The 26,635-nt window shown below is 71.1% G+C and carries 26 protein-coding genes; 15 read left to right on the forward strand and 11 right to left on the reverse strand.

Features of this window, described 5'->3' with window-relative positions; genetic code table 11:
- Positions 1-4: 4 nt before the first annotated feature.
- Complete coding sequence (locus D5S19_RS08355; protein ID WP_120022753.1) at positions 5-751, reverse strand: SRPBCC family protein; 747 nt, start codon at positions 749-751, stop codon at positions 5-7.
- A gap of 121 nt (positions 752-872) precedes the next feature.
- Between D5S19_RS08355 and D5S19_RS08360 the strand changes: the two genes are divergently transcribed.
- Both D5S19_RS08360 and D5S19_RS08365 read left to right on the forward strand, forming a co-directional pair.
- Entirely contained in the window at positions 873-2,621 is a 1,749-nt protein-coding gene (locus tag D5S19_RS08360; protein ID WP_120022754.1) for a pyruvate dehydrogenase, read from the forward strand.
- Between the two features lie 269 nt (positions 2,622-2,890).
- Positions 2,891-3,142: a hypothetical protein gene (locus tag D5S19_RS08365; RefSeq protein WP_120022755.1), complete on the forward strand. Its 252-nt coding sequence runs from the start codon at positions 2,891-2,893 to the stop codon at positions 3,140-3,142.
- A 48-nt stretch (positions 3,143-3,190) separates the two neighbouring features.
- Here the strand turns inward: D5S19_RS08365 and D5S19_RS08370 are convergent, their stop codons facing one another.
- The 3 genes from D5S19_RS08370 to D5S19_RS08380 are packed head-to-tail and all read right to left on the reverse strand — an operon-like array spanning position 3,191 to position 7,630.
- Positions 3,191-5,137, reverse strand: coding sequence for an ABC transporter ATP-binding protein (locus D5S19_RS08370; protein ID WP_120022840.1), 1,947 nt, complete (start codon positions 5,135-5,137; stop codon positions 3,191-3,193).
- A gap of 56 nt (positions 5,138-5,193) precedes the next feature.
- Complete coding sequence (locus D5S19_RS08375) at positions 5,194-6,927, reverse strand: ABC transporter ATP-binding protein (RefSeq protein WP_120022756.1); 1,734 nt, start codon at positions 6,925-6,927, stop codon at positions 5,194-5,196.
- A gap of 49 nt (positions 6,928-6,976) precedes the next feature.
- Positions 6,977-7,630 carry a TetR/AcrR family transcriptional regulator gene (locus D5S19_RS08380; protein WP_120022757.1) on the reverse strand — a complete coding sequence of 218 codons (654 nt, stop codon included), beginning with the start codon at positions 7,628-7,630 and terminating at the stop codon, positions 6,977-6,979.
- Between the two features lie 214 nt (positions 7,631-7,844).
- Between D5S19_RS08380 and ku the strand changes: the two genes are divergently transcribed.
- Positions 7,845-8,723 (forward strand): non-homologous end joining protein Ku, encoded by an 879-nt coding sequence (ku, locus tag D5S19_RS08385; RefSeq protein ID WP_120022842.1) that lies wholly within the window; start codon positions 7,845-7,847, stop codon positions 8,721-8,723.
- A gap of 406 nt (positions 8,724-9,129) precedes the next feature.
- Positions 9,130-9,342: a hypothetical protein gene (locus tag D5S19_RS08390; RefSeq protein WP_098509728.1), complete on the forward strand. Its 213-nt coding sequence runs from the start codon at positions 9,130-9,132 to the stop codon at positions 9,340-9,342.
- Between the two features lie 191 nt (positions 9,343-9,533).
- Here D5S19_RS08390 and ahcY read toward each other — a convergent pair whose 3' ends face one another.
- From ahcY to D5S19_RS08415, 5 genes are all read right to left on the reverse strand, one after another.
- Positions 9,534-11,024, reverse strand: a complete 1,491-nt coding sequence (gene ahcY, locus D5S19_RS08395) for an adenosylhomocysteinase (RefSeq protein ID WP_233573772.1) — start codon at positions 11,022-11,024, stop codon at positions 9,534-9,536.
- A gap of 231 nt (positions 11,025-11,255) precedes the next feature.
- The gene (locus tag D5S19_RS08400) at positions 11,256-12,290 is read right to left on the reverse strand and encodes a DNA polymerase IV (protein WP_120022758.1); all 1,035 of its coding nucleotides are present in this window, start codon (positions 12,288-12,290) and stop codon (positions 11,256-11,258) included.
- A gap of 117 nt (positions 12,291-12,407) precedes the next feature.
- Positions 12,408-12,677 carry a DUF3040 domain-containing protein gene (locus D5S19_RS08405; protein ID WP_120022759.1) on the reverse strand — a complete coding sequence of 90 codons (270 nt, stop codon included), beginning with the start codon at positions 12,675-12,677 and terminating at the stop codon, positions 12,408-12,410.
- Between the two features lie 308 nt (positions 12,678-12,985).
- A complete protein-coding gene (locus D5S19_RS31950) occupies positions 12,986-13,561 on the reverse strand; it encodes a hypothetical protein (RefSeq protein ID WP_158605507.1) in 576 nt (191 codons plus the stop codon).
- Between the two features lie 277 nt (positions 13,562-13,838).
- Complete coding sequence (locus D5S19_RS08415) at positions 13,839-14,618, reverse strand: GNAT family N-acetyltransferase (protein WP_199730398.1); 780 nt, start codon at positions 14,616-14,618, stop codon at positions 13,839-13,841.
- A gap of 146 nt (positions 14,619-14,764) precedes the next feature.
- Here D5S19_RS08415 and D5S19_RS08420 point away from each other — a divergent pair, with 146 nt between their 5' ends.
- The 9 genes from D5S19_RS08420 to D5S19_RS08455 all read left to right on the forward strand — a co-directional run bounded on the left by D5S19_RS08420 (position 14,765) and on the right by D5S19_RS08455 (position 21,948).
- Positions 14,765-15,403: a GTP cyclohydrolase II gene (locus D5S19_RS08420; RefSeq protein WP_120022760.1), complete on the forward strand. Its 639-nt coding sequence runs from the start codon at positions 14,765-14,767 to the stop codon at positions 15,401-15,403.
- 52 nt (positions 15,404-15,455) lie between these two features.
- The gene (locus D5S19_RS08425; RefSeq protein ID WP_120022761.1) at positions 15,456-16,220 is read left to right on the forward strand and encodes a sulfite exporter TauE/SafE family protein; all 765 of its coding nucleotides are present in this window, start codon (positions 15,456-15,458) and stop codon (positions 16,218-16,220) included.
- Between the two features lie 332 nt (positions 16,221-16,552).
- Positions 16,553-16,906, forward strand: coding sequence for a ketopantoate reductase family protein (locus tag D5S19_RS32380; RefSeq protein ID WP_199730399.1), 354 nt, complete (start codon positions 16,553-16,555; stop codon positions 16,904-16,906).
- Positions 16,907-16,925: 19 nt separating this feature from the next.
- Positions 16,926-17,363 (forward strand): ketopantoate reductase C-terminal domain-containing protein, encoded by a 438-nt coding sequence (locus D5S19_RS32385; protein WP_199730400.1) that lies wholly within the window; start codon positions 16,926-16,928, stop codon positions 17,361-17,363.
- A gap of 171 nt (positions 17,364-17,534) precedes the next feature.
- Entirely contained in the window at positions 17,535-18,386 is an 852-nt protein-coding gene (locus D5S19_RS08435; RefSeq protein ID WP_120022762.1) for an ESX secretion-associated protein EspG, read from the forward strand.
- Between the two features lie 67 nt (positions 18,387-18,453).
- The gene (locus tag D5S19_RS08440) at positions 18,454-18,948 is read left to right on the forward strand and encodes a hypothetical protein (protein WP_233573773.1); all 495 of its coding nucleotides are present in this window, start codon (positions 18,454-18,456) and stop codon (positions 18,946-18,948) included.
- A 13-nt stretch (positions 18,949-18,961) separates the two neighbouring features.
- Entirely contained in the window at positions 18,962-20,914 is a 1,953-nt protein-coding gene (locus D5S19_RS08445; RefSeq protein WP_233573774.1) for a hypothetical protein, read from the forward strand.
- A 7-nt stretch (positions 20,915-20,921) separates the two neighbouring features.
- A complete protein-coding gene (locus D5S19_RS08450) occupies positions 20,922-21,248 on the forward strand; it encodes a type VII secretion target (RefSeq protein ID WP_120022851.1) in 327 nt (108 codons plus the stop codon).
- A gap of 121 nt (positions 21,249-21,369) precedes the next feature.
- A complete protein-coding gene (locus tag D5S19_RS08455) occupies positions 21,370-21,948 on the forward strand; it encodes a YbaB/EbfC family nucleoid-associated protein (RefSeq protein ID WP_120022763.1) in 579 nt (192 codons plus the stop codon).
- 376 nt (positions 21,949-22,324) lie between these two features.
- Here D5S19_RS08455 and D5S19_RS08460 read toward each other — a convergent pair whose 3' ends face one another.
- Positions 22,325-22,666: an MmcQ/YjbR family DNA-binding protein gene (locus D5S19_RS08460; RefSeq protein WP_120022764.1), complete on the reverse strand. Its 342-nt coding sequence runs from the start codon at positions 22,664-22,666 to the stop codon at positions 22,325-22,327.
- Positions 22,667-22,818: 152 nt separating this feature from the next.
- Between D5S19_RS08460 and ligD the strand changes: the two genes are divergently transcribed.
- The gene (ligD, locus tag D5S19_RS08465) at positions 22,819-23,817 is read left to right on the forward strand and encodes a non-homologous end-joining DNA ligase (protein ID WP_120022765.1); all 999 of its coding nucleotides are present in this window, start codon (positions 22,819-22,821) and stop codon (positions 23,815-23,817) included.
- A gap of 186 nt (positions 23,818-24,003) precedes the next feature.
- Positions 24,004-25,305 (forward strand): MFS transporter, encoded by a 1,302-nt coding sequence (locus tag D5S19_RS08470; RefSeq protein ID WP_199730407.1) that lies wholly within the window; start codon positions 24,004-24,006, stop codon positions 25,303-25,305.
- Here D5S19_RS08470 and D5S19_RS08475 read toward each other — a convergent pair.
- Positions 25,286-26,488 (reverse strand): SGNH/GDSL hydrolase family protein, encoded by a 1,203-nt coding sequence (locus tag D5S19_RS08475; protein ID WP_120022766.1) that lies wholly within the window; start codon positions 26,486-26,488, stop codon positions 25,286-25,288. The two genes, D5S19_RS08470 and D5S19_RS08475, sit on opposite strands and share 20 nt — an antisense overlap.
- Between the last annotated feature and the right edge of the window lie 147 nt (positions 26,489-26,635).

Consider the following 26,635-nt stretch of genomic DNA (forward strand, 5'->3'; position numbering starts at 1 on the left):
CCGGTCAGAGTGCGTTTACGAGCCACGCACGCCACTTCGCGCTTTCCGCCGCATCGTCCACGTCGGACTCGAACAGGTGATGCCCGATCGCGATGGGCAGGCCGAGGCCGGATCGTTCGTGGAATCGATACAACGCGTCCGGCGTGCGGATGCCGAGGTAGTGCGCAGTGGTGTAGTCCAGCACGCCTTCGAGCGTGGGTAACCCCTTCAGGTGGCAGCGGATCTGTTGTCCGGCAACAGGTTCTGCCGGAATCCCGAGTGTGGAGAGCAGCTTCGGCCACGCCTCGGGGACTGCGGCGGAGGCCGGGCCGTCGGCGGTCACGTACGTGGCGAAGCGGCCCGGAAAGTACCGCAGCAGCTCGCCCAGGGTGTGCAGATACATGTCCCAGCCGAGCGAGAATGCCTCGTAGTACTCGTCGCCCCAGTCGGTGGCGCTGAAACCACGGTGCACGAACCGCAGCACCGAAGTGCCGCCCTCGGCCGCTTCGATGAGGTACTCGAACGCGTCGAAGGAACCGTCCTCGCCGGGCGCGGCCCGGTAGGCGAACCGGCGGGGCGGTTCCCAGGCGGTGATCTCGGCGTCGGACTGCATATCGCCGAGCCGGAACCGGACCCGTTTCGCCGTGGCGTCCACCTCGTGCTTGCCCATGAACCAGGAATCGATGCCCGGCCCGCTCGCCACCGCCTGCCACACCGCCTCCGGCGAGGCGGGCAGCCGGACCTCCTTGGCGGTCTCGAACTCGTGCGCCATCGTGTGCCCTCCGTTCGGCTCGCCCGGTACGCTGCCATTGACAGAAATTATTGTCAATGCCGCGGCGGATCCCCGGAATCGATGTCAGACTGCGGGAGGAGCCTTCGAAGGGAAACCCGGCATGGCGACGGTGGCCGAGCAGCTGATCGACGTACTCCGGCAATCCGGCGTGCGCCGTATCTACGGCGTGGTGGGCGACAGCCTCAATCCGGTGGTCGACGCGGTGCGTCGCTCGGGCGGGTCGGACCGCGGCGGGATCGACTGGGTGCACGTGCGCAACGAAGAGGCCGGTGCGTTCGCCGCCGCGGCCGAGGCCCAGCTCACCGGGCGGCTCGCGGTGTGCGCGGGCAGCTGCGGGCCGGGGAATCTGCATCTGCTGCAAGGCGTCTACGACGCGCACCGCTCTGGGGCGCCGGTGCTCGCGATCGCCTCGCACATCCCGGCCGCCCAGATCGGCACCGGCTTCTTCCAGGAAACCCGTCCGCAGCACCTGTTCGCGGAATGCTCCTACTACTGCGAGCTGGTCAGCACGCCCGAGCAGATGCCGCGGCTCGCGCGGATAGCCGTGCAGAACGCGGTGGGCCGCCGGGGCGCGGCGGTACTCGTGCTGCCCGGCGACGTTTCCCACGAAACGGCCGCGCACGCCACCGGCGAGTCGGCCTCGCTCGGCAGCCCGCCCGCGATGCTGCCCGCCGAAGATGACGTGGCCCGCCTGGCCGAGCGGATCGACCGCGCGGAGAAGGTGATGATCATGGCCGGCGCGGGCTGCCGAGACGCGCACGCGGACGTTCTCGCGCTGGCGGACGCGGTCGGCGCTCCGGTCGGGCATTCGTTGCGGGGCAAGGAGTTCGTGCAGTACGACAATCCGTTCGACGTGGGCATGAGCGGGCTGCTCGGGTACGGCGCCTGCTACCAGGCGATGCACGAGGCGGACCTGGTCCTGTTGCTGGGCACGGATTTCCCATACGACACGTTCCTGCCGCAGCGCAACACCGTGCAGGTGGACATCGACCCGGCGCGGATCGGCCGCCGCACGGTGCTGGAGTTCGGCGTGCAGGGCGACGTCGGCGCCACCATCCGCGCGGTACTGCCGAAACTGCGCGGGCGCGAGGATCGCTCGTTCCTGCACGACATGCTGCGCAAGCACGAACGCAGCCTGCAGCGGGTCGTCGACGCCTACACCGCGGACGTTTCGCAGCACGTGCCGCTGCACCCGGAGTATGTCGCCGACGTACTCGACGAGGAGGCCGCTGCCGACGCAGTGTTCACTGTGGACACCGGGATGTGCAACGTCTGGGCGGCCCGGTACGTTTCCCCGAACGGGAACCGGCGGATCCTCGGTTCGTTCGTGCACGGCAGCATGGCCAACGCGCTGCCCCACGCGATCGGCGCGCAGTCGGCCGCTCCCGGCCGCCAGGTGATCGCGATGTGCGGCGACGGCGGCTTGGCCATGCTGCTGGGCGAGCTGCTCACTCTGAAGACCCACGGCCTGCCGGTGAAAGCCGTGGTGTTCAACAACTCCTCGCTCGGCATGGTGAAGCTGGAGATGCTCGTGGACGGCCTGCCGGAGTTCGGCACCGACCACGACCGGGTGGACTTCGCCGCCGTCGCCCGCGCGGCCGGCCTGCACACCCGCCGGATCGAGGACCCGGCCGACGTCCGCGACGGGATCCGCGAAATCCTCGCCTGCGACGGCCCGGCGCTGCTCGACGTGGTCACCGACCCGAACGCCCTGTCCATCCCGCCGAACATCACCGCCGCGCAGGTCCGCGGTTTCGCCCTCGCCGCGAGCAAGACGGTCCTCGGTGGCGGGGTGGGCAGGATGCTGACCCTGGCGAAGTCCAACCTGCGCAACATCCCACGGCCGTGAGCTGCTGAGGGACCCCGCGGTTCGGGCGGTGGCGGCTTGGTGGGGAGATCCGGCGGCCCGGCTCGACGGTGGGTGGTCGTGCGGTCTGGACTACCGCGTCGCCTTTACCGCGGGCGAGGGGACCGCACCGGCTGACACGACCGTTCGGGCTCATTCGGGGCGGGCTTGGGTGCGTGTTCGGGCAGATCTCGCACCGTCCACTGTGACCTGCGCGGACGCGCTGGAAGAGTCGGCCACGCCCATCCGGACAACCCCGAGGAGTGCTACGCATGACCAGTTTGCGCACGATCCGGTCCGCCGGTCTGCTGGTGGCCGCGTCGGCCGCCATCGCCGTGTCGTCGGCGGGTACCGCCGCCGCGGACGCCTCGCCCCCGCGGATCTACGCCTCGTACGGCGCCTGCATGTCAGCCGGCAACATCCTTGCCCAGCAAGGACAGGCGCACGTCTTCGAATGTGTCCCGCGGGGCGCGGCCCCCGCCGGGGCGCCGCCGAGCGAGTGGGAGCTGATCATCCGCTCCTGACCGGACTCGGCGAGGCCCCGCACGTACGGGGCCTCGCCGGGCCGCGGATCAGTCGGTCTCGGCCATCGCCTCGGCGAACTGCGCCGCGTACAGCCGGGAGTAGGCCCCGCCGGCGTTCAGCAGGGTCTCGTGGTCGCCCTGCTCCACGATGTGGCCGTCCTCCATCACCAGGATGACGTCCGCGTCGCGGATGGTGGAGAGCCGGTGCGCGATGACGAAGCTCGTCCGGCCGGTGCGCAGCGAGTTCATCGCCCGCTGGATGAGCACCTCGGTGCGGGTGTCCACCGAGCTGGTCGCCTCGTCCAGGATCAGGATGGCCGGCTTCGCCAGGAACGCCCTGGCCACCGTGATCAGCTGTTTCTCGCCCGCGCTCACCGTGTCGCCCTCGTCGTCGAGCACGGTGTCGTAGCCCTCGGGCAGCATGCGCACGAACCGGTCCACATAGGTCGCCCTGGCCGCCTCGACGATTTCCTCGCGGGTCGCCTCGTCCGCGCCGTAGGCGATGTTCTCCGCGATCGTCCCGCCGAACAGCCAGGCGTCCTGCAGCACCATGCCGGTCTTGTCGCGCAGCTCCTCGCGGTCCATCTCGCCGATGTCCACCCCGTCCAGGGTGATCCGGCCGCCGTCGATCTCGTAGAACCGCATCAGCAGGTTCACCAGGGTGGTCTTGCCCGCCCCGGTCGGGCCGACGATGGCCACCGTCTGGCCCGGTTCCACGGTCAGCGACAGATCCTCGATCAGCGGGGTGCCGGGCAGATAGCGGAACGACACGTGCTCGAACTCGACCCGCCCGCGGACCACCTCCGGATGCGCCGGGTGATCCGGCTCCGGCTCCTGCTCGTCCGCGTCCAGCAGCGCGAACACCCGCTCCGCCGAGGCGACCCCGGACTGCAGGAGGTTGGCCATGCTGGCGATCTGCGTGACCGGCTGGCTGAACTGGCGCGAGTACTGGATGAACGCCTGCACGTCGCCCAGCGACAGGCTGCCCGAGGCCACCCGCAGCGCGCCGATCACCGCGACCAGCGCGTAGTTCAGGTTGCCGAGGAACATCATCGCCGGCTGGATCGTGCCGGAGATGAACTGGGCGCGGAAACTGGCCCCGTACAGGGTCTCGTTCTGCTCGGCGAAGACCTGCTCGGACTCCGCCCGCCGGCCGAAGATCTTCACCAGCGAGTGCCCGGTGTACATCTCCTCGATGTGCGCGTTGAGCTTCCCGGTGGTCGCCCACTGCCGGATGAACTGCGGCTGGGCCCGTTTGCCGATCTTGGCCGCCACGATCACCGAGACCGGCACGGTCAGCACCGCGATCAGTGCGAGCAGCGGCGAGATGAGCACCATCATCACCAGCACGCCGATCACGGTGAACAGCGACGTGACGATCTGCGACAACGTCTGCTGCAGCGACTGCGCCAGGTTGTCGATGTCGTTGGTGACCCGGCTCAGCACCTCACCGCGTGGCTGGCGGTCGAAGTAGCGCAAGGGCAGCCGCGCGAACTTCTCCTCGATGTCCTGGCGCAGCCGGAACACCGCCTGCTGCACCAGGCTCGTGGTCAGCCGGGCCTGGACCAGGCCGAGGAACGACGCGATCACGTACAGCGCCAGCACGATCGCCAGCACTCGCCCGACCGAGCTGAAGTCGACACCCTGCCCGGGTGTCAGATCGACCCGGCCGAGAATGTCGGCGAGCGTGGTGTCGCCCCGCGCCCGCAGCCCGTCGACGATCGCGTCCTTCGGCGTGCCCGAGGGCAGCGACCGGCCGAGCACCCCGGCGAAGATCAGGTCGGTGGCCTCCGCGAGCACCTTCGGCCCGATCACCGTCAGCGCGACGCTTGCCGCGCCGAACACCAGCACGCCCAGCAGCGCGGCCCGCTGCGGCTTCAGCAGGCGCAACAGCCTGCCGAGCGAACCACGGAAGTCGAGCGCCTTCTCCGGCGGCATCGCTCCGGCCATGAACCGTCCGGGACCGGGACCCGCGGGGGCCGGGCGGTTCTGCATGCGCTCCGCCGTGGCCCGTTCCCCGGTCTCGGTGGCGACGGTGCTCCTCTCCTCGCTCACGCGGCCTCCTGCTCGGTCAGCTGCGACAAGACGATCTCGCGATAGGTCTCGTTGCCGTCCATCAGCTCGCGGTGCGTCCCCGTGCCGACGACGCGGCCGTCGTCGAGCACGATGATCCGGTCCGCGCCGCGGATCGTGCTGACCCGCTGGGCCACGATGACCACGGTCGCGTCCCGGGTCTCGGTGGCCAGCGCGCGGCGCAGGGCCGCGTCGGTCGCGTAGTCCAGCGCGCTGAACGAGTCGTCGAACAGGTAGATCTCCGGCCGGTGCACCAGCATCCGCGCGATCGCGAGCCGCTGGCGCTGCCCGCCGGAGACGTTCGTGCCGCCCTGGGCGATGGGGGAGTCGAGGCCCGCGTCCATTTTCTGCACGAAGTCCTTGCCCTGCGCGATCTCCAGCGCGTGCCAGAGCTGCTCGTCGGTGGCGCCCGGATTGCCGTAGCGCAGGTTGCTCGCGACCGTCCCGGAGAACAGGTACGGCTTCTGCGGCACCATGCCCACCGTCGCGGCCAGCACCGCCGGGTCCAGCCGGCGCACGTCCACCCCGTCCACCCGGACCTCGCCGGTTGTGGTGTCCATCAGCCGCGGGATCAGGTTGAGCAGGGTGGTCTTCCCGCTGCCGGTACTGCCGATCACCGCGGTCGTCTCGCCGGGCCGCGCCAGCAGGCTCACGTCCTGCAGCACCGGCTTCTCCGCGCCGGGGTAGCAGAACCCGGCGCCGGTCAGCTCCAGCTGCCCGCGCACGGTGCCGGGGGAGACCGGCTCGGCGGGCGGGAGGACGCTCGGCTCGGTGTCGAGCACCTCGCTGATCCGCTCCGCGCTGACCTCGGCGCGGGGCACCATCATGAACATGAAGGTGGCCATCATGACCGACATCAGGATCTGCAGCAGGTAGGTCAGGAACGCGGTGAGCGCGCCGATCTGCATCTGCCCGTCGTCGATCCGGTGCCCGCCGAACCACATCACCGCGACCGTGGACACGTTCATCACCAGCATCACGGTGGGGAACATCAGCGCCATCAGCCGGCCGACCCGCAGCGAGACGGTGAGCAGCTCTTCGTTGGCATCGCCGAAGCGGGCCCGCTCGTGCCGGTCGCGCACGAACGCCCGGATCACCCGGATGCCCATGATCTGCTCGCGCAGCACCTGGTTGATCTTGTCGATCCGGGTCTGCATGAGCCGGAACGCCGGGCGCATCCGGGACACGATCAGACCCACCGCGATCGCCAGCACCGGCACGATGACCAGCAGCAGCAGCGACAGCGGGCCGTCCTGGCCGATGGCCAGCACGATGCCGCCGATGCACATGATCGGCGCGGACACCATCAGGGTCAGCGTCATCAGCACCAGCATCTGGATCTGCTGGACGTCGTTGGTGGTCCGGGTGATCAGTGACGGGGTGCCGAACTGGCCGACCTCCCGGGCCGAGAAGTCCTGCACCCGGTGGAACACCGCGGCGCGCACGTCCCGGCCGACCCCCATCGCGGTGCGCGCGCCGAAATACACCGCACCGATCGAGCCGGCGATCTGGACCAGCGTGACCAGCAGCATCACGCCACCGATCCGCAGGATGTACCCGGTGTCCCCCTTCACCAGGCCGTCGTCGACGATGTCCGCGTTGAGCGTCGGCAGATACAGCGCGGCGATGGTCTGCGCCAGCTGCAGCACGACGACGAGCCACAAGGTGGCTTGATAAGGGCGCAGATGCCTGCGCAGCAATCTGACCAGCACGGTCGTGGTTCCCCCAACATCTGTGGTGATTCGGGTCGGTTCGGGTGGATCAGGACGCCTGCGCGGCATGCTCCTGCGGGGCGGAGCGGGCCGCCAGGGCGGTGAGGTCCGGCATGCCCGCCTGCGCCTGCCGCAGCAGCTCGGCGAACACCGGCATGTTCCCCTCTTCGGTGTCCGAACCCAGCCAGCTGTCGAAGGCGACGCGGGACGCAACCTGCACGATCCCCGCCATCATCCGCGCGTGCAACGGATTTGCGTCCGCTCCGGCGCGTTCGGCGATCGCCTCGGCGAGCACCCGCTCGACCTTGGCGTGCGAGCGGAGCATTTCGCCGAACAAGGCGGGGTGGCGGAGCATCTCGCGGAACCGCCGGACCTCCTCGCGGCTCGGGCCGCCCTGCTCGGCGTGCTGCTCCGCCAGCGCGGTGAGCACCGCCTCCCACAGCGGCTCGTGCGCCGGCCGGGCCAGGAGTGCCTCTCGCAGGCGCTCCTGCTGCTCGACGATGAACGAGCAGACCGCTTCCTCCTTGCTCGAGAAATAGTTGTTGAACGTCCGCGGGGACACGCCCACCTCGTTCGCGATGTCCTCCACCCGTACCTGGTCGGCGCCGCGTTCGAGGGTGAGCCGCAGCGCCGCCTCGGCGAGCGCGCGGCGGGCCGCCTGCTTCTTGCGTTCACGCAGGCCGGGTCGGGAAGGGGAGGACACGACCGCGAGGATAGCAAGAAAAATTGCGGGGTGCGAAGAATTATGCGGCCCGCGAAACTTTGTCGCCGACGCTGCTCACTCAGGGTCACCAATGCGCGGTTCTCCGGTGAGCCGGGTGGGTTCGCGACGGGCGCGGACTGTCGCGCTGGGACGATCCCGGCTACGGTTGTTACCGAGCGTGAGTACGTATCGGCGACCGGTGGAGGTGCGCGGCATGCGGTCGATGTGGAAGGGCTCCGTCTCGTTCGGGCTGGTCAACATCCCGATCCAGCTGTACGCGGCCACCGAGAACAAGAACGTGTCGCTGCGGCAGGTGCACGTCGCCGACGGCGGGCGGATCCAGTACAAGCGGTTCTGCACGGTCGACGGCGAGGAGGTGCCCTACGCCGAGATCGCCAAGGGCTACGAGCTGCCGGACGGGGAGATGGTTGTGCTCACCGACGCCGACCTCGCCGAGCTGCCGCTGCCCACCCAGCACGCGATCGACGTGCTGGAGTTCGTGCCGCTGGAGTCGATCGACCCGATCCGCTTTGACCGCACGTACTACCTGGAGCCGCAGAAGAACGCGGTGAAGCCGTACGTGGTGCTTCGCGACGCGTTGCACAAGGCGGGTCACGTGGCGATCGCGAAGGTCGCCGTACGCCAGCGAGAGAGCCTCGCCCTGCTGCGCGTGGTGGACGACGTGCTGGTAATGACCACGATGCTGTGGGCGGACGAGGTGCGTACGCCGGACTTCGGCTTCCTGCGCGAGGACCCGCCCCAGGTGCGCCCGCAGGAGCTGACCATGGCCGGCTCTCTGATCGATTCGCTGTCCGAGCCGGTGTTCGAGCCGGACAAGTATTCCGACAGCTACCGCGAAGCGCTGGAATCGATGATCGAGACGAAGGCGGGCGGCGGGGAGACGGCCCGCCCTGCGACGCAGGGGGAAAAGGCCGAGGTGGTCGACCTCATGGCGGCCTTGGAGGCGAGCGTCTCGGCTGCGAAGAAGTCCCGCGGCTCGGCGAAATCGGGCAAGGCGGGAGCTTCCGGCGAGAGCGGCGAAGGGGGCCGGAAGAAGGCGGCGTCCCGCACGCGGCGGCCGAAGAGCGCCTGATCGGCCGCGCTGGGAGAAGCGGCTCGCGGATCTGGCAGGGTTGGTGCCTGTATCCGGGTGAACCCGTGGTCGCGGTGCCCGTGTATCTGCTGTGGTGCTGGTGCCCGGTGCGGGACTGGCGATTTTCTTGCTGTCGCAGGAAATTGCCTGGCTGAGCATCGGTGTGGGGTCGGCGCGTTGCCGCGGCGGATCGGTCCCGGCCGGCAGTCGTCGCGGGTTCGCGAGCAGCATCACCCGTCGGTGTGACGGCGGTGACCAGGCCGGTCTCCGGGCCGGTCCGCGGGCGGCTCCGACACGCCGGGGGTATGCCGGGCGGAGCGGGGTGCCGGTGGTACCAAGGAGCCGTCCGGGGGCTCGCCAGGTTGTGCGGCCCGACGCGGACGTGACGCGGAAGGCGGCTCGAATCATGGAATGCGCGTTCTGCACCGACGGCATCGACCACTGTCACGGCACCCTGGTCGTCCATCCGGACGGCGGGTACGCCGAGTGCACCGATCCCTGCTGCGAGGATCTCGACCGGGTCCGGCACGGGCTGATCGTGGACTGTCACGCCGTGGATCCGGCGTGCGGCTGTGTCCCGGCGGCGCTCCCCGCGCCGGTGCTGCGCCGCGCCTCGTGAAAGGGTTTCGTGTTACGGGTTTCGTGGCGAAACGCCTCCCAAGTCCGTGATCCTTACCCGATCGTGTGCGTCGCCGTGTACAAGCGGCTTGGCGGTGTGCTAACACTAACGGGGTCCTTCGGCTCTCCCTCCCCCTCGGAGCCGGAGGACCCTTTTCGTCCCCCGGCTCCGGCGCGGCCTCCGCGGGAGCGTCAGTAGCGGTAGTGATCCAGTTTGTAGGGCCCGTCCACGTCGACGCCGAGGTACTCCGCCTGCTCCGGGCTCAGCCGGGTCAGCCGTGCGCCGACCGCGTCCAGGTGCAGCCGCGCGACCTGCTCGTCGAGCTGCTTGGGCAGCCGGTGCACCCCCACCGGATAGTGGCCGGGCCGGGTGAACAGCTCGATCTGCGCCAGCACTTGATTCGCGAACGACGCGGACATCACGAACGACGGGTGCCCGGTGGCGTTGCCGAGATTCATCAGCCGGCCCTCGGACAGCACGATGATCGCGTGGCCGTCCGGGAAGACCCATTCGTGCACCTGCGGCTTGATCTCCGCCTTCCGCAGGCCCGGCACCTTCGCCAGCCCGGCCATGTCGATCTCGTTGTCGAAGTGCCCGACGTTCGCGACGATCGCGTTGTGCTTCATGCGGGCCATCTGCGCGGCGGACACGATGTCGCGTCCGCCGGTGGTGGTGAGGAAGATGTCCGCGCGCTCGACCACGTCGTCCAGTTCGACCACGTCGAGGCCGTCCATCGCGGCCTGCAGCGCGCAGATCGGGTCGATCTCGGTGATCACCACGCGCGCGCCCTGCCCACGCAACGCGGCGACGGCGCCCTTGCCGACATCGCCGTACCCGCAGACGACGGCGAGCTTGCCGCCGATCATCACGTCGGTGGCGCGGTTGAGCCCGTCCACCATGGAATGCCGGATGCCGTAACGGTTGTCGAATTTGGACTTCGTCACCGAGTCGTTCACGTTGATCGCGGGGAAACGCAGCGCACCCTGCTCGGCCAGCCGGTAGAGCCGCTTGACGCCGTTGGTCGTCTCTTCGGTGACACCGAGGACCTGCTCGGCGATGCGGGTGAACCGCCGGGGATCCTCGGCGAGGCTCTGCGCGAGCGTGCGCAGGATGATTCGGTATTCCTCGGGATCGTTCTCGTCGGGCTGCGGCACCGTGCCCGCCGCTTCGTACTCCGCTCCTTTGTGGACGAGCAGGGTGGCGTCGCCGCCGTCGTCGAGGATCATGTTCGGCAGTGCTCCGCCGGGGAAGCGGAACAACTGTTCGGTGCACCACCAGTATTCGTCGAGGGTTTCGCCCTTCCACGCGAACACGGCGGAACCGGCCGGATGCTCGGCGGTGCCGTCCGGGCCGGCCACGACCGCGGCCGCGGCTTCGTCCTGGGTGGAGAAGATGTTGCAGGACACCCAGCGCACCTCGGCGCCGAGCGTGACGAGCGTCTCGATCAGCACCGCGGTCTGCACGGTCATGTGCAGCGAGCCGGCGATCCGCGCGCCACGCAACGGTTTCGTCTCCGCGAACTCGCGCCGGAGCGCCATCAGCCCGGGCATTTCGTGCTCGGCCAGGCGCAGCTGCGTGCGTCCGGAAGCGGCGAGGGACAGGTCCGCGACGGCGAATTCGAGATCGCCCGCGGTCTGCACCACAGGGTTCGTCGGAACAGCGTTCATCAGCGCAGGGGTCATCGGTGGTTCCCTTTCCGGGTCCGCGGGTGTACAGGCCAGGGCAGGAGGCTGTGCGGAATCCGGGGAGCACGAGCACCGGACACGAAAGGCGCCTCCTTCACAGGAGGCGCCCTTTGCTCGGTTACGCACGAGCCGAGCGTGGCGGGAAACCCCGTCACAGCGCCTCTCGGCTCGTGGGCCGCGCCGGCAGGACGCGCCGGGATCCACCTTGGCAACTGCCGGGTGGCGCTGTCAAGCGTCCGGCGGACGGGGGAATTCGGCCCGGACCCCGAGCAGCCGCACCGGCCTTCCGGACGGGAACCGGCCGAGCAGTTCCCGCGCCGCGCGGGCGAGCACGGCGGGGTCGGACGACGGTTCGGGCAACGTCATGCTGTGCGTCTGGGTGAAGAACGGCGCGAAGCGGACCTTCACCGCCACTCGCGCGGCCGGGCGCCCTTCGTCGGCGACGTCCTGCGCGACCCGTGCGGCCAGCACGTCGATCTCTTCGGTGATCCGGGCCGGGTCGGTGAGGTCCTGCGGGTAGGTCGTTTCCCGGCCATGGGAACGGGCGACGTACGGGGTCGCGCTCACCTCGGCCTCGCCGATGCCTCCGGCGAGCAGCCGGTACCACGGACCCATCCGCGGCCCGAACCGCGCGGCGAGTACGTCCGGATCGGCGCCCGCGAGTTCGAGCACGGTGGGGTAGCCGGCGGCGATCAGCTTCTTCGCGGTCTTGCGGCCGATGCCCCACAGCGCGTCCGGGGCCCGCTCGGCCATGACCTCCCACCAGTTTTCCTGGGTCAGCCGGAAGATCCCGGCCGGCTTGGCGAAGCCGGTGGCGAGCTTGGCCCGCAGCTTGTTGTCGTCGATGCCGACCGAACAGGACAGCCCGGTCTCCTCGGCGATCCCTTGCCGGACTTCCGCCGCGAGCGCCTCGGGATCGCCGGTGTCCGTGCCGAGGAACGCCTCGTCCCAGCCGAGCACCTCGACCACCACCGGGAACTCCCGCAGCCGCGCCATCACCCGGTCGGAGACCTCCTGGTACACCGGCCCGTCAACCGGCAGCAGCACCGCGTCCGGGCAGCGTTTCATCGCCAGCCGCAAGGGCATTCCGGAATCGACCCCGAACGCCCGCGCCTCGTACGAGGCCGTGGCCACCACCGCGCGCGCCGCCGGATCCCCGGTGCCGCCGACGATCACCGGCCGCCCGCGCAGCTCCGGTCGCCGGGCCACTTCGACCGCGGCGAGGAACTGATCGAGATCGATGTGCAGGACCCAGTCGGACACCTTGTCAGTGTGCGGCGTGCGGGTGGGATTCGCAGGGGGACGGCGCGCTGCACCGGTGCTGTCCTCGAAAACCCCGGCGCGCGGCGATTCCCGGGCACTACCGTGGCAGTGCGACGGTCACCGGCCTTCGCGGAAGTGGGCGAGGTGCGCGACGGCTCCGCCGGCGGCGGCCAGCAGCGCGCACAGGGTCAGCGCGGGACTCGTGGTGAGCAGCCCGGCCGTCAGCAGTCCGGCGGCGGTGACGTCGAGCAGCACGGTGAGCACGAGCAGTGGCGCGGTCGAAGGGATCGGCTTGCCGCGGCGGAGCGCGGTGGCCAGCGCCGGGTCGGCGGTCTCGAACCAGTGCTCGATCTTGTCCAGCTCGGCACGTTCATCGTGACTCAGCATGGAGGTCTCCCTTCGGCCCCGCCCACCGTTGCCGGAAAGGTACCCCCGCGCGGCCGTCGCGAACCGCGATTCACCCGGCTGCCTCGGCGCGGCGCGCTGCGTGACCCAGGAGCTCACTGTGCGTACCCATCGGTGCGGGGGATAGGGCCGGACCGGCGAAAGTGCGCCGTCACGGCGTGTACGGTCCGAAAGTCCACAGCGGACAGTCCACAGTGGCCGGACGACGGCGAGCCGGCCCGGCCGGCGGTGACCTGAGACCGCCAGGGCGGGTTATGCCACACGGCGTGATGCAGTATGGTCACGGCGAGTTACCTGAACCAGGGGCATCCGAGCCTGGCGCTGGGGCTCGCGTCGCCGCCGGGCACGCTGGGGGTGCTCGGGCTTGCCGGGGAGTCCTGGTGCCGCCCGCCGACCCGGAGCCGGTGAGCTTCGGCCGCAACAGCGCCGAGGTGACCGTGCCGCTGGGTGAGGACGACCGGCGGGTCAGCCGGCACCACGGCGTGCTGCACCAGCACGGTGGCCGGTGGTGGGTCCGGGCCACCGGTAAGGTCCTGCCGCGGCCCCGGCTGCTGTTCCCCGGCGCCGGGCCGGTCGCGCTGTCGCCGGGATACCTGCCGGTGTTCGTCCGCGGCTCGGGTGGCCGTGAGCACGTGCTGGAGATCCGTGTCGCCGACGGTGTCCCCGCTGCCTCGGCCCCGCCGCTGACCGATCGTGAACGGCTTGCGCTTGTCGTGCTGGGGCGGGGATTCCTGTGCTGTGAGGAACATCCGCGGCCGGTGCCGCCCGTGCTCGCTGCCGCCCTCCTGGCCGTTCTCGACCCCGGCGGTGGTCGGGGCGCGGATGAGGTGACCGCCGTTGTGGCGGCGGTTCGTGCCCGGTTGCACCCGGGCGTTCCGGTGGAGCGGCTGCTGCCCGCTCTGGTGTCCGCTGGCGTCTTGGTGCCGCCGGATCTCGCTTTGCTGGCAACGATTTCCGGGCGGGAGCCGGCGGTGGCGAAGTGGATGCCGCCAACCTGGGGAGACTGGGGCGCGTTCCCTTCTGGACACTGTGGACGGTCGGTCGTTCCGGCTCTGGGGCGATCGCGAACTCCGCGTACTGCCCACCTGGGTGGAGACCAGGACCTGTTCTCCTCTGGACATTGTGGACGGTCGGCGACTTCGGTCAAGGAAGGATCGCGAACTCCGTATACTGCCCGCACGGTCGGAAGCCGAGCCGCCGGTAGACCGGTTCCCCGTCCGCGGAGGCCTGCAGCGTGATCAGGTCGGCACCCGCATCGCGGGCGGTCTGCATCGCGGCCAGGGTGATCGCGCTGCCGAAGCCGCGGCGGCGGTGGGCAGCGAGCGTGGACACGTTGTACAGCCCGGCGGTTCCTTCGTGCAGCAGGATTTCCGCCGCGCAGACCGGGATTCCGTCCCGGTGGCCGAGCAGCAGGCGGCCGGGACAGCCGGGGGCGAGCAGCCGGGCGGCGGCGTATCGGTAGAACGCAGCCACTCCTGGCGAAGGCGGAGTCCCGTTAGCCGCCTGGATCGCGGCGAACTCCCGGACCTGTGCGGCGGTCGTGACCGGGGTGATCACCAGGTCCGGTGCCGGGCCGGGCGGACCGGACGGCGCGGCCCACATCGCGGTCGCGGTTTCGGTCGGCGTCAGCCCACGGGCGGCCAGCCGCTCGGCGAGATCGTCCGGTCGTGCGGCGGGGCCGATCCACCAGGAGAACGGGCGTCCGGTGGCGCGCAGCGCGGTGATCGTCTCCGTGATCCGCTGCTCCGCCCGGTCCGGGGTGAAGTCGGCCGCGGCGACGATGTTGAAGGTGTCGTCGGCGATGCCGCTGTCGGCTATCACCAGGTCGCCGGTGCGGTGCACCCGGGCGCCGGGCAGCGCCGCGTGCAGGTAACCGGCGTGCTCGGCGAGATTGCGATCGATCCAAGCAGGGTATGAGTCCATTGTGGAGCGTCCTTCGGGGTGGCGGGGCGGCGGTCCTTTTGTGAGCGACGACACGATTTTCGTGCAGCGGTCAAGCGAATAGGGAGCCTCAGTCCGGCCGGGGCCGCGGGTAGGGTCGGATCATCAAGGGGTACAGGGAGTGATCGATGAACACAGGCCGGGCAGCGGTGCGGACCCGGGTACGGATTCCGCTGCGGTTCGAGGACGGCACGGGCGCCGAGGCCGAGGCGATCACCTTCACCGGCTTGCCGGACGGGCTGGAGCACCTCGTATTCGTACTCGGCGATCCGGGCCCGGTGCCGTTGGTCCGGCTGCATTCGGAATGCCTGACCGGCGACGTCTTCGGCTCGGCGCGCTGCGATTGCGGACCCCAGCTGCGCGAGGCGGTCGGCCGGATGGCCGGGACCGGCGGTTACGTCGTGTACCTGCGGCAGGAAGGCCGGGGAATCGGGCTGTACCGCAAACTCGACGCGTACGCCCTGCAAGACGGCGGCCTCGACACCTACGCCGCCAACCATGCCCTCGGGCTGCCCGAAGACGCGCGCGACTACACCCCCGCCGCGCAGATGCTCGATGCCCTCGGCGTGCGACGGCTCGATCTGCTGACCAACAACCCGGACAAGGTCGCCCAGCTCGAAGCGTACGGGCTGCAGGTTCGCGAGCGTGTCCGCACCGGCGTCTTCGCGACCGAGACGAACATGCGCTACCTGCGGGCGAAGGTCGAGCACACCGGGCACAGTCTCAACTTGCCGGGCGGCCTTGATGCGGCGGGGCTGGCGGGCTGAGCGTGCTGTATAACGCCCTATACCTCCGCGCTCTTGTGCCCTGCTGTCCGGGGTGACCGTGGACGTGGGGGAGTTCGCTCTGCTGGTACTCGCAGGGCTCGGAGCGGGACTGGTGGGGGCGACGGCCGGGCTCGCTTCGCTGGTGTCCTATCCGGCGCTGCTCGCCGCGGGGCTGCCGCCGGTGGTGGCGAACATGACCAACACCGTGGCGATGCTGGGCACCACGGCCGGTGCGGCCACCGGGGCGCGGCCGGAGCTGTCCGGGCAGTGGCGCCGGCTGCTGCCGTTGTGCGTGATCACCACCGCCGGGGGTGCCTGCGGGGGAGTCCTGCTGCTGGCCGGCCCGGCGGATTCGTTCACGGCGGTGGTGCCGTGGCTGATCGGCGGTGCTTCGCTGGTGCTGATGGCCGGTCCGCGGCTGCGGCGGTTGGCCGAGCACCGGGCGCACCGGGGGATCGGGCCGGGCACCGGGATCGCGGCGTTCCTGGCCGGGGTCTATGGCGGCTACTTCGGCGCCGCGGCGGGCGTGCTCATGCTCGCGCTGCTGATGACGGTGTGGGACCAGTCGCTGGCCCGCACGAACGCGGCGAAGAACATCGCCACCGGCTGCGCGAACCTCGTCGCCGCGGCGGTTTTCGCCGTCACCGGCGACGTGTGCTGGCCGGCCGCGATCGCGCTGTGCCTCGGCTCGGCCGGTGGATCGTGGCTGGGCTCGGTGGTGGTGCGGTACCTGCCCGCGACCCCGCTGCGGATCGCGATCGGCCTCGGCGGGCTGACGCTCGCGATCGTGCTGGGCTGGCAGGCCTACCGGACGTGACCGCCCGGTGGTGCCGATCGCGGCGTCCACTGAGGACGGTCCGGCGCGCACTGGTCGCCGCCGGTCCGGATGGCGGTACAGATACCGCCAGGTGGCCGACGAATCCCGCCACGGTCCGGGTCTCCTTGTCCGGTAACGTACGTTTCGCGGCAGTCCGGCGGCACGCTCCACTGTGGACGGTCCGGCTTGCCTGGTGAATCCCGGCGGCCTACCGTCGGCGGAGTGGTGAGCGGAACACGGATTCTGGTGGCAGGGGCCGGGGCGACCGGCGGATTCTTCGGCGGCAGGGTGCAGCAGGCAGGCCGGGACGTGACCTTCCGGGCCGGGCGCGGGTGCTGGCCGAACGGGGCCTGCGGATCACCGGGCTGGGCGAGCAGAGCGTGCTCACCCCGAAACTCGTGCAGGCCGGGCGTCTCGACCAGCCGTACGACGTGGTGCTGTGCACCGTCAAGGCGGCCGGGCTCGACGAGGTGCCCGAGGACCTGGTGTCCGCGGTCGGCCCGCGGACACTGGTGCTGCCGGTGCTCAACGGGATGCGCCACCTCGCCGCGCTGAGCGCGCGGTTCGGCGAGGACCGGGTGCTCGGCGGGGTGGCGTTCGTGATGACCACGCTCGAAGCCGACGGGGACATCCGGCGGCTGGCCGATCTCCAGTCGCTCACCTACGGCGCGCGATCCGGGCGCTGACCCGGAGCGTCTCGGCGCGGTGCACGAGGTGCTGTCCGGCGCGGGCTTCGACACCGTGCTCTCTCCGGACATTCTCGGGCAGATGTGGGCGAAATGGGTCTTCATCGCCTCGATGAGCGCAGTGACCACGCTGATGCGCGGGACGATCGGCGAAGTCGCCGATCAGCCCGGCGGAATCGGTTTCGCCACTGCCGTGGTGGCCGAATGCGCGGCGGTGGCGGCGGCTGCCGGGCACCCGGTGCCGCTTGCCCGGCTCGACCGGATCCGCGCGGACACGACCGAACCCGGGGCCGCGCGCGCCACCTCGCTGTATCGCGATCTCACCGCGGGGTACCCGATCGAAGGGGAGCAGATCATCGGCGATCTGGTGGAGCGCGCGCATCGGCTGGACGTCGCGGTGCCGCTGCTGGAACTGGTCCGGCTGAACCTGCGGGTGTATCAGGCCCGGGTGGGCTGAGCGCGTCTGCCCGGCCCGGCCGTCCGTGGCGAACTTTCGGGCAGGCGGAGGAGTTCGGCAGTGCGACAGCTGCCGGACTGCTAATGTCGATCATGACGGGATGTGCCGCGCGGGCTGGCGCGGCTGCGGCCGCGGGGCGCGGAACCGGGTTGGGGGAAGGAACTTTCGGCTATGGCGGACAGGTTCGAGTTCGTGCTCGACGTGGTCGAATCCCTGGTGATCGCGCAGGCAGCCGGGGGCGACATCCGCCAATACCCATTGCGTATCGGCACGGTGCCCGCGGACCCGGTGCGCTACGTGCGCGTGGCGGCCCAGGTCTACCGGGGGCTGGAGGAACGCCGGCTGACCGTGCAGGGCGAACTGCATCCCAGCGTGGAAAAGGCCTTCGGGCTGCTGGCGAAGCCGCGGGTCTCGGTGGCGGTCACCGGGGTGGACGGGCTCGGCGCGGACATCGCGGTGCTCGCGCTCACCGACGGCAGGCAGGCGGTCGGCATCACCCAGGAGCCGCGGACCGACGACCTGCTCTTCTCGCTCTTCGACGACGAGGACCTCGTCGAGGTCGTCACCGGGGTGCTGCCACCGGCCCGCGCGGCCACCACCGGGGCGCACACCGTGCACCAGGAGGCGCCCCGCGTGGTCTCCGCGATGACCGCCCGGCGGCGCGCGGAAGCCGCCGAGGACGAGGAGGAGACCGACGCCTTCGGCACCATCGAGGTGAGCGGGCGGGTGCAGCCCGGCCGGCCCGAGCCGCGCTCGGCCCGGCCGTCGCGGGGCGGGGCCGAGGTGCTGGAGCGGGTGCTCGCCGAGCCCCGGCTCGGTGGCGGCCACGTGATCGTCACCGGCTGGGGGCGGCGCGGGGAGCGGCGCGCGGCGAGCCCGCTGAGCTGGCTGGACACCGCCGACGGCCGCTATCTGGTCAAGACCACCGAAGGGGAGTCCGGGGACCTGAGCGCGGACTACCTGCCCGCCGGGCGATCGGACCTCGCCCGTGCCGTGCGTCACGCCGTCTCCGCCGTTTACTGACCGCGCCGACTGCCGGACGGTGACCGACCGTGCCGGGCAGAGCGGGCCGACGAGGAGGGAAAGTCCGATGACCGAGGAGATGCCGCCGCGATCGGCGGAGGTGAGCCCGTCCCCGGTGAACGTGGAGTCATCGGCGGCCCAGTGGGCTTCGGCGGCGCAGCCGGCCGAGCCGGCGTCGGCCGGATGGGCCCCGGTGCTGTCCGGCAAGCGGATGACGGAGCTGGCGAAGAGCGGTTCCTTCGCGGTGGACGAGGGCACCGGGGACAAGATGATCTCCGCGCTGCAGGGCGTGATCGACTCGCTGCAGGCCCGCTGGGACGCGCTGCAGAAGGTGGGCGAGCTGCCGATGATGTCGCAGTCCGCGGCGGGCCGGTGGGTCGCCGGGCACATGGTCGCCACCGCCAGCGACTCGCAGGGCCTGCTCACCCAGCTGCGAGCGGCGCGGGACGAGTTCCCGTCCTACATCGAGGCGATCGAGCTGGCGAAGAAGACCTACCGCGAGCGGGAGCACACCGCGACCGAGTCCTTCCGGCACCTGCCGGGTGACCCCGGACCGCACTGAGGAGGGATTTCCCGTGGCCATCACCGACAAGACGAACTCCGCTGCGGACGTGTCCGATCCGTCCTCGCCGCACTACGACCCGCACAGCCCGTACTACGAGCTGACCGCCGACCCGTCGTCGAAGTACTACGTGGGTCCGCTGCGGTCCGACGAGATGCACTCCGGCGGCGAGATCCGCGACGAGGCCAACCAGAACGCCGACCTGCAGGCGATCCTGTTCGGCGCCATCGGGATGAACCTGCCCCCGAAGCTGCGCGAGCAGTACGCGCAGGAGCTGTACCTGCGCCAGATCGGCGAATCGGGGCAGGGCCTGCGGGACGGGCTGGACATGCGCACTCCGGGCGCACCACCGCGGACCCGGTGGGAGAACGCGTCGCACGAGCAGATGGTCCGGGCGATCAGCGAGGACGCGAATGCCCCCTCGGTCGCCGAATCGGCGGAAGAGTGGGTGCGGGCCGGCGGCGAGCTGACCGAGCACCAGCGCTCCCTCGCCGAGGCGATCACCGCGAGCGCGGCCGACTGGAAGGGCGAAGGCGGCGACGCGGTTCGCGAGCACATGGCGAACGTCGGCAAGTGGCTCGGCACCACCGCGCAGGGCGCGACGCTGTCCGGACGGCAGCAGGAGATCCACTCGCAGGCGCTGGACCAGACCCAGCAGGCCATGGGGGCCAACCCGCCGGTGGAGTTCTCGGTGCGGTCGGCGAACGCGCGCCTGCAGGGGATCACCGATCCGGTGGAGTACGCCCGGCAGGCCGTCCAGGCGTCGCGGACCTACACCGAACAGCAGGCCGCGCGCGAGCAGGCGGCCCAGATCATGACTCGCTACGACCAGACGATCGGCTCGGCGGTGGCCACGCCCCGGTTCGCGGCGCCGCCGAAGCTCGCCACCGCGCTGCGGGCGGACCGGCTCATGCCCAGCCCCACCGCGCGTGGCCGCACCGTCGCCGGGGACCTGATCGACCCCGACATGCGTGGGCGGTCCTCTGTCCCGGACCGGCGCGACCCCCGGCAGCTGTCCCCGGAGGAGGGCACCCCGGTCGGCGGTCCCGGCGACCCGGGCGGTCCCGCTCCGAGGGGCGACGACGGGCGGCCGCCCACGGGTGGTCCGGGGGACGGGGTGCGCCCCAGCTTCCAGCCGCCGCCCGCGCCACCGGCCGGCAGCCCCGGCAGTCCCGGCGGTGGCGGCCCGGGTGGTGCTCCGTTCTCTCCGCCGCCGTTCGTCCCGCCCGGCGGTACTCCGCACGGTGGCAATCCCGGCAGCCTGCCGCCGATCTCGCTACCCCCCGGCGACACGACGAAACCGTCGTCCACCACTCATCCCTCGTTCGTCCCGCCGCCCTTGTCCCCGCCTGGGGGCGAGCCGCTCGGCGGCAACCCGGGGCGGCTGCCGCCGCTGTCCCCGCCGTCCGGCGGACCGGTCGGCAGCCCGCTCGGCAACCCCGGCGGCCTGCCGCCGATCTCGCTGCCGCCCGGCGGTCCCAGCGGACGGCCGGGCGGTCCCGGCCCGCGGATCCCGCCGTTGAAGCTGCCCGACGGCGAGCCGCTTGGCGGCAGTGGTCCTGGTAGCGGTCCCGGCGGTGGTTCGGGGAGTGGCAAGGTCCCGACCATCGGCCGGGGCGGCGGGATCAACGGCGAGAGCATCGGCAGCAGGCTCGGCGGCGGCGGTCTCGGCGGTGCCGCCGGTGGCCGTGGCGGCTCGCTCAGTGGTGGTCCCGGCACCGGGGCCGGTGTGCCCGAGGAGCCGGTGCCCGGCCGTGGTGGTGCGGCGGGTGCCGGGGCGAAGGGCACGCCCGGCAGCCCGGGCATGAACGGCATGGGCGGCGGCAACAAGGGCGGCAAGGGCCCGGAGGACAAGGAACACAAGATCGCCGACTACGTCGAATCGGACGATCCGTCGTTCTTCTCCGCGGACGAGGTCGTCGCGCCGCCGGTGATCGGCGACTGGAAGAACACCGACTGGAAGTGAGGTGGCGATGGCAGGACAGGGCGGGTTCGAGGTCCAGGCCGACGAGCTGACGGCGCACGCGAGCCACGTCGAGGCGCTGGTCGATCGCCTGCACACGGCCCAGCAGGCGGCGAACTACGCGATGTCCGATGACGCGTACGGGCTGCTGTGCGCCTTTCTCCCGCCGATCATCAACCCGGCTGGCGAGAAGGCCAAGGAGGCCATCGATGCGGCCGCCGAGGGCGTGCAGTCGACCGCGGACAACGTGCGTGCCGCGGCGAAGTCCTATCAGGACGGTGACGACGGGCAGGCGCAGCCACTGCGCAAGGTGCTCTCGACGCCCGGAACGCTGTGAAGGGTCCCTTCACGGACTCCAAGTCCGTGAAGGGACCCTTCACAGCACGGTGCTCCGGTGCGCGAGGACGGTGAGGTGGTCTCCGAGGCGGGGACCGGTATTTCGAGGGAGTACGACGAGTATGACCGGTGCGGGCGGCGGCCTCGGCGAGGCGATGAGCGACCCCGACGAGGCGATCCGGCGGATGGACGAATGGTCGGCGGGGTTCGCGCGCAAGGCGCAGCGGTACGCCGCCGCGCAGCAGGAGACCGAGCGGCTGCGCCTGACCGCGTCCAGCCCGGACGGCACCGTGCGGGTCACCGTCGGCGCGGACGGGGTCGTTCGCGAGCTGGTGTTCGGCTCCCGCACCCGCACCATCCCGCCCGAGGAGCTGTCCCGGATGGTGCTCACCACGATGCGCAAGGCCCAGGCGGGCATCAGCGAGCAGGTCGCCGAGGTGATGAGCGAACGCCTTGGCGACGAGGACCAGGAGACCCGCGCTGTCCTGCTCGACTCGCTGCGCGACCGCTTCCCCGACCCGCAGGATCCGCCCGGCGATGCGGAAGAGCCCGATCCGGAGCCCGCGCCGCCACCTCCACCCCCTCCGGCGCCCGCGGGTGGGGCGGCGAGCCCGCCCCCGGCGTCTCCGCCGCCTGCCGACGGCCCGGCACCGCGTCGGGGCGGGGTCGATCCGGAGGAGCAGGACAACAACCCCTGGTGACGGTTGAGGGGTAGGAGTCGGCTGTCCTTTGTGGATGGTTGGTGTGGTGAGCCGGGTGCCGGTGGGCTGGGTTCGTGGAGAGGTGCGCGCAGGTCTGCCGGGCTCGGACGGGCGGGCCGGGCTCTCGGGCTCCGGCGGGTGGCGAGCCGCGGTCGATCAGCGTCCGGTTGATGGCGGTCCAGCCCTGACCGAGGGTGCCGGGGACCGTTGCGGCGGACCTCGCTTGGGCGGATGGCGGATTTCGGCTGACGGTGCTGCGGCGGTAGGACTGGGATGGACCGGGCTGCGGCGGGTCGCGGACTCTGCCTGGCCGGAACCGGACGCAGCCGAACCGGACCCCGCCGGCCCGGTCACCCAAGCGACCGCCGACCCGGGGTCACAGCCGGGGAAGCGGAACCTCCGCAGCCAGGTCCTCCGGGGCCGAGAGCCGCCAGGCCTCGTAGACCAGCTCGGCGAGTTCGTCCGCGGGCAGGCCGGGCAGGTGCACCACCACCCAGCCGAACCCGCCCGAGGTGAACTGTTCCTCGAACACGTCCGGCCGTTCCGCGACGAGTGCCTGCTGCTCGCTGATCGTCTGTTTCAACCCGACGGTGTCGGTGCGCGGCCAGTGGTAGCCGAACCGCTTGCCGCGCACGCTGAACGACGTGTAGTCGCGGCCGCGGCCGCGCTCGACGTCGCGCAGGGCGGCGATGATCCGTTCGAAATCCGTGCTCGGCACCCGGACATCCTAGGCCGCGGCCGGCGCGTGTTCGAGCATCCGGACCGGAACCGGCCCGCGCCGCCTGCCGCGGACCGGAGCCGCCCTGCCGTCGACAGTCATCCGGAGCGAAACCCGCCCGCGCGCCCTACCGTGGAGCACGGAGGTGGCCGATGCCCGACGACGCACGGCCCGGGATGCCGGCCGCGATCGAGCCGATGCTGGCGACCCCGGACGGTGGCGTGCTCCGGGACGACCCCGCCTGCGCGTACGAGTTCAAATGGGACGGTTACCGTGCGGTGCTGCGGATCGCGCCGTCCGGCGAGACGATGCTGACCAGCCGCAACAATAACGATTTCACGCCCCGGTTCCCGGAGCTGGCCGGCGCGTTCGGCACGGCGCTCGGCGGCCGTGCGGCGGTGCTGGACGGCGAGATCGTCGCGCTCGACGAGCACGGGCGGCCGGATTTCGGGTTGCTGCAGCAGCCCGGACCCGGCGGGCGCACGATCGCCTACTTCGTCTTCGACGCGCTGAGTCTCGGCCGGGAGAGCCTGCTGGAGGCGAGTTACGACGAACGCCGCGAAGTGCTGGCCGGGCTCGAACCGCCGGATCCGCGGCTGGTCGCGATCACCCCGTCCTACACCCACGCCGAACTCGCCGCCCAGGACCTGACCCCGGCCGGCCTGCTCGAAGTGGCCCGCAAGATGCTGCTGGAAGGGCTGGTGGTCAAGACCCGCGCGTCGAGGTATCACCCGGGGCGGCGCAGCCCGGAGTGGCTCAAGCATCCACTGGTCCAGACCACGGAGGTGATCGTCGGCGGCTGGCGTCCCGGTCGTGGCCGCCGCGAGGGCACCATCGGGGCGTTGCTGCTGGGCGGGTACGACCGGGAGACGGGCGAGCTGCGCTACCTCGGCGACGTCGGCACCGGCTTCACCGACGCCGCGCTGCACGCGCTGCAGGAACAGCTGACCCCGCTGGAACGGCGCGCGAGCCCGTTCGCCGACGAAGTCCCGCGTGAGCGGGCGCGCGGGGCGCGCTGGCTGTCCCCGGAAACGGTCGGTGAAGTCGTCTACCGCAGGCTGACCCCGGGGGACGGCAGGCTCCGCCACACGGCCTGGCGCGGGCTCCGGCCGGACCGCCGCCCGGCGGAGGTGCGCGCGCCAGGCCGGTGACGCGGGAGCAAGGGGTGGACGATCGGTCGCCCGGGTGTGACCTTGCTCGCCGGCGGTGGGCGTTGCGCCAGCTCTCCCGAGCCCGGCCCGGACGGCGGCGCCGATTTCCAGCCTTCCGGCCCCTCGACCGCACTGGACCGCCGTGCCATCCTGGCCGCTGGTTTTCACGGCGGGGAAAGGCAGGACGTGCTCGATCAGGATGGGGACACCAGGGGCCGGATCCGGCGGGTGGCGCTGGCCAGCGCGATCGGCACCACGATCGAATGGTACGACTACTTCGCCTACAGCACGGCCACCGCGCTGGTGTTCAACCACGCGTTCTTCCCGAAACTGTCCGCGGCTTCCGGCACGCTCGCCGCGTTCGCCACGCTCGGGGTGGGATTCGTGGCGCGGCCGCTCGGCGGAATCGTCTGGGGGCATTTCGGCGACCGGGTGGGGCGCAAGGCGATGCTGGTCGCCTCGCTGCTGCTGATGGGCGTCGCGACCGCGGGTGTCGGGGTGCTGCCGACCTATGCCGAGGCCGGGGTCGTGGCGCCGGTGCTGCTGGTCGTTCTCCGTGTGCTGCAAGGGATTTCCGCGGGCGGGGAATGGGGTGGGGCGGCGCTGATGGCGGTCGAGCACGCGCCGGAGGGGCGCCGTGGACGGTACGGTTCGTTCTCGCAGATCGGCGTGCCCGCCGGGCTGATTTTGGCGCAGCTGGTGTTCTTCGCGCTGAACAGCTCGCTCACGCCGGAGGCGTTCCGCTCCTGGGGCTGGCGGGTGCCGTTCCTGCTCAGCCTGGTGCTCGTCGCGGTCGGCCTGGTGATCCGGCTGCGTGTGGAGGAAAGCCCGGTGTTCGCGCAGCTGCGCACCGACGGCAGGCGCAGCAAGCTGCCGATCGTGGAAGTCCTGCGCGCGCGGCCCTGGCAGGTCCTGATCGCCGCGGTGAGCTTCATCGCGAACACCGCGCTGGGCTACGTCTTCTTCGCCTATCTGCTCTCCTACGGCACTTCGGTCCTGAAGCTGTCCAGCGCGACGATGCTCGTGGTGGTGATCACGGGCAGCGTGGTGTGGCTGGCGAGCATCGTCGGCGCCGCGATCTGGTCCGACACGGCTGGGCGGAAACCCGTGTACCTGGCCGGATCCGTGCTCCTGGTGGTCTGGTCCATCCCGTTCTTCCTGCTGGTGGACACGCGGCAGCCGTGGCTCCTGATCGTCGCGGTGGCCGTGCTGAACGTCGGTCTCGGCGCGACCTACGGACCGCAGGCGGCGTTGTTCGCGGAGCTGTTCGAGCCGCGCTTCCGCTACAGCGGTTCCTCGTTCGCGTACGCCGTGGGTGCGGTGCTGGGTGGCGGGTTCGCGCCGTTGATCGCGACCGCGCTGCAGAACGCCACCGGCACGTCGATGTCGGTGGCGCTCTACATGGTCGGCGTGAGCGTGCTCAGCCTGCTGGCGGTGCTGGCGTTCCCACGCCGCCCGCTCGTCGCGGCTACAGCAGGCCGAGGTTGACCGAGTCCGCCATCCTGCGGTAGCCCGCGTCGTTCGGGTGCAGGTGGTCGCCGGCGTCGTAGGCCGGGAGCATGGCGTGCGGGTCGGCCGGGTTCCGGATCGCCGCGTCGAAGTCGATGACCCCGTCGTAGGCGCCGCCGGTGCGGATGAACCGGTTCAGCGTCTCCCGGGTGTTCTCCAGGGTCTCGTTGTAGGCAGCCCAGCCCTTGAACGGCACGAGGGTGGCGCCCAGCACGCGGATTCCGTGCGCCTTGGCCCGGGCGATGAGCTGCCGCTGCGCGGAGATCAGCAGCTGCGGATCGGTCTGGTTCGGTTGCTGCTGGATGTCGTTGATGCCTTCGAGGATGATCAGCGTGCGCACCCCGGTGGCGGCGAGCACGTCGTGGTCGAAGCGGGCGAGTGCGTTGGGGCCGTACGGCGAACCGGGCACGTCGAGCAGCATCCGGTTGCCGCCGATGCCCGCGTTGAGCACGCCGTAGCGCCCGTGCAGCCGGTCGCTGAGCAGGTCCGGCCAGCGGTGGTCGGTGCCCGGGGTGGAGCCGGTGCCGTCGGTGATCGAGTCGCCGAGGGTGACCACCGCGCCGGCCGCGGCGCCCTGCACGTCGACTTCGGTGACGTAGTGCCAGGCGCCGGTCTTCTCGGTGAACGACGCGCCGGATTCCTCCGCGGTGAAGTCGCCGTCGCGGGTGAAGAACGAAGTCTGCTCGGCCGCCGCGTGATAGGTCACCGGCCCGGATTTCGCCGGCACGAAGGTGGTCACGAGCAGATCCGCGTCCGCGGGCACCCGCACCGCCGCCGGGTCGCTCAGCACGTCGGCACCCGCGGGCACGACGACGCTGCGCTGCCCGCCGAAGGTAAGGGAGCGCACGGTGCCCGAGGCGGCACGCGGGCTGCCGGGTGCCGCGGCGACCGCGACGGTCACATGCCCGAAAATCAGCGGGGCCGTGCCGAATCTGTTGGACAGCCGCACTCTCGCCTTCGCGCCGCCGGCACTGGTGTGCACGACATTGCGGATCGAATAGTCCGGATATCCGCCGGGCGTGTCGGCGACGCCGGTGCCCGGGGACGCGGACCAGGTGCCGGTCCAGCCGTCCGGGGTCTGCGGTACTTGCGCGGTGCTCGCCGTGGTGAGGACGCCGAGACCGATCGCCACGGCCGCGCCCAGGATGGCCATTCTTCGCATGGAAAAAGTCTGTGATCCGGATCATGGCGCTGTCCAGCGGCGCTTCGGGCAGAAACACGGGTACCGCCGGACAGGTGATCCCCCGTCCGGACGGTGTGGCTTCCTGCGGGTGGGGGTACCTCACCGTCATGAACCGAGTACAGCACG

It is taken from the genome of Amycolatopsis panacis, from assembly GCF_003600245.1.
In the GTDB taxonomy this organism is placed as follows: Bacteria; Actinomycetota; Actinomycetes; order Mycobacteriales; family Pseudonocardiaceae; genus Amycolatopsis; species Amycolatopsis sulphurea.

Coding starts and splice junctions, on each gene's coding strand:
- D5S19_RS08355 (WP_120022753.1), bottom strand. CDS start 751: ATGGCGCACGAGTTCGAGACCGCCAAGGAGGTCCGGCTGCCCGCCTCG.
- D5S19_RS08360 (WP_120022754.1), top strand. CDS start 873: ATGGCGACGGTGGCCGAGCAGCTGATCGACGTACTCCGGCAATCCGGC.
- D5S19_RS08365 (WP_120022755.1), top strand. CDS start 2,891: ATGACCAGTTTGCGCACGATCCGGTCCGCCGGTCTGCTGGTGGCCGCG.
- D5S19_RS08370 (WP_120022840.1), bottom strand. CDS start 5,137: ATGCAGAACCGCCCGGCCCCCGCGGGTCCCGGTCCCGGACGGTTCATG.
- ku (WP_120022842.1), top strand. CDS start 7,845: ATGCGGTCGATGTGGAAGGGCTCCGTCTCGTTCGGGCTGGTCAACATC.
- D5S19_RS08390 (WP_098509728.1), top strand. CDS start 9,130: ATGGAATGCGCGTTCTGCACCGACGGCATCGACCACTGTCACGGCACC.
- ahcY (WP_233573772.1), bottom strand. CDS start 11,024: ATGACCCCTGCGCTGATGAACGCTGTTCCGACGAACCCTGTGGTGCAG.
- D5S19_RS08405 (WP_120022759.1), bottom strand. CDS start 12,677: ATGCTGAGTCACGATGAACGTGCCGAGCTGGACAAGATCGAGCACTGG.
- D5S19_RS08415 (WP_199730398.1), bottom strand. CDS start 14,618: ATGGACTCATACCCTGCTTGGATCGATCGCAATCTCGCCGAGCACGCC.
- D5S19_RS08420 (WP_120022760.1), top strand. CDS start 14,765: ATGAACACAGGCCGGGCAGCGGTGCGGACCCGGGTACGGATTCCGCTG.
- D5S19_RS08435 (WP_120022762.1), top strand. CDS start 17,535: ATGGCGGACAGGTTCGAGTTCGTGCTCGACGTGGTCGAATCCCTGGTG.
- D5S19_RS08440 (WP_233573773.1), top strand. CDS start 18,454: ATGACCGAGGAGATGCCGCCGCGATCGGCGGAGGTGAGCCCGTCCCCG.
- D5S19_RS08450 (WP_120022851.1), top strand. CDS start 20,922: ATGGCAGGACAGGGCGGGTTCGAGGTCCAGGCCGACGAGCTGACGGCG.
- D5S19_RS08455 (WP_120022763.1), top strand. CDS start 21,370: ATGACCGGTGCGGGCGGCGGCCTCGGCGAGGCGATGAGCGACCCCGAC.
- ligD (WP_120022765.1), top strand. CDS start 22,819: ATGCCCGACGACGCACGGCCCGGGATGCCGGCCGCGATCGAGCCGATG.
- D5S19_RS08475 (WP_120022766.1), bottom strand. CDS start 26,488: ATGCGAAGAATGGCCATCCTGGGCGCGGCCGTGGCGATCGGTCTCGGC.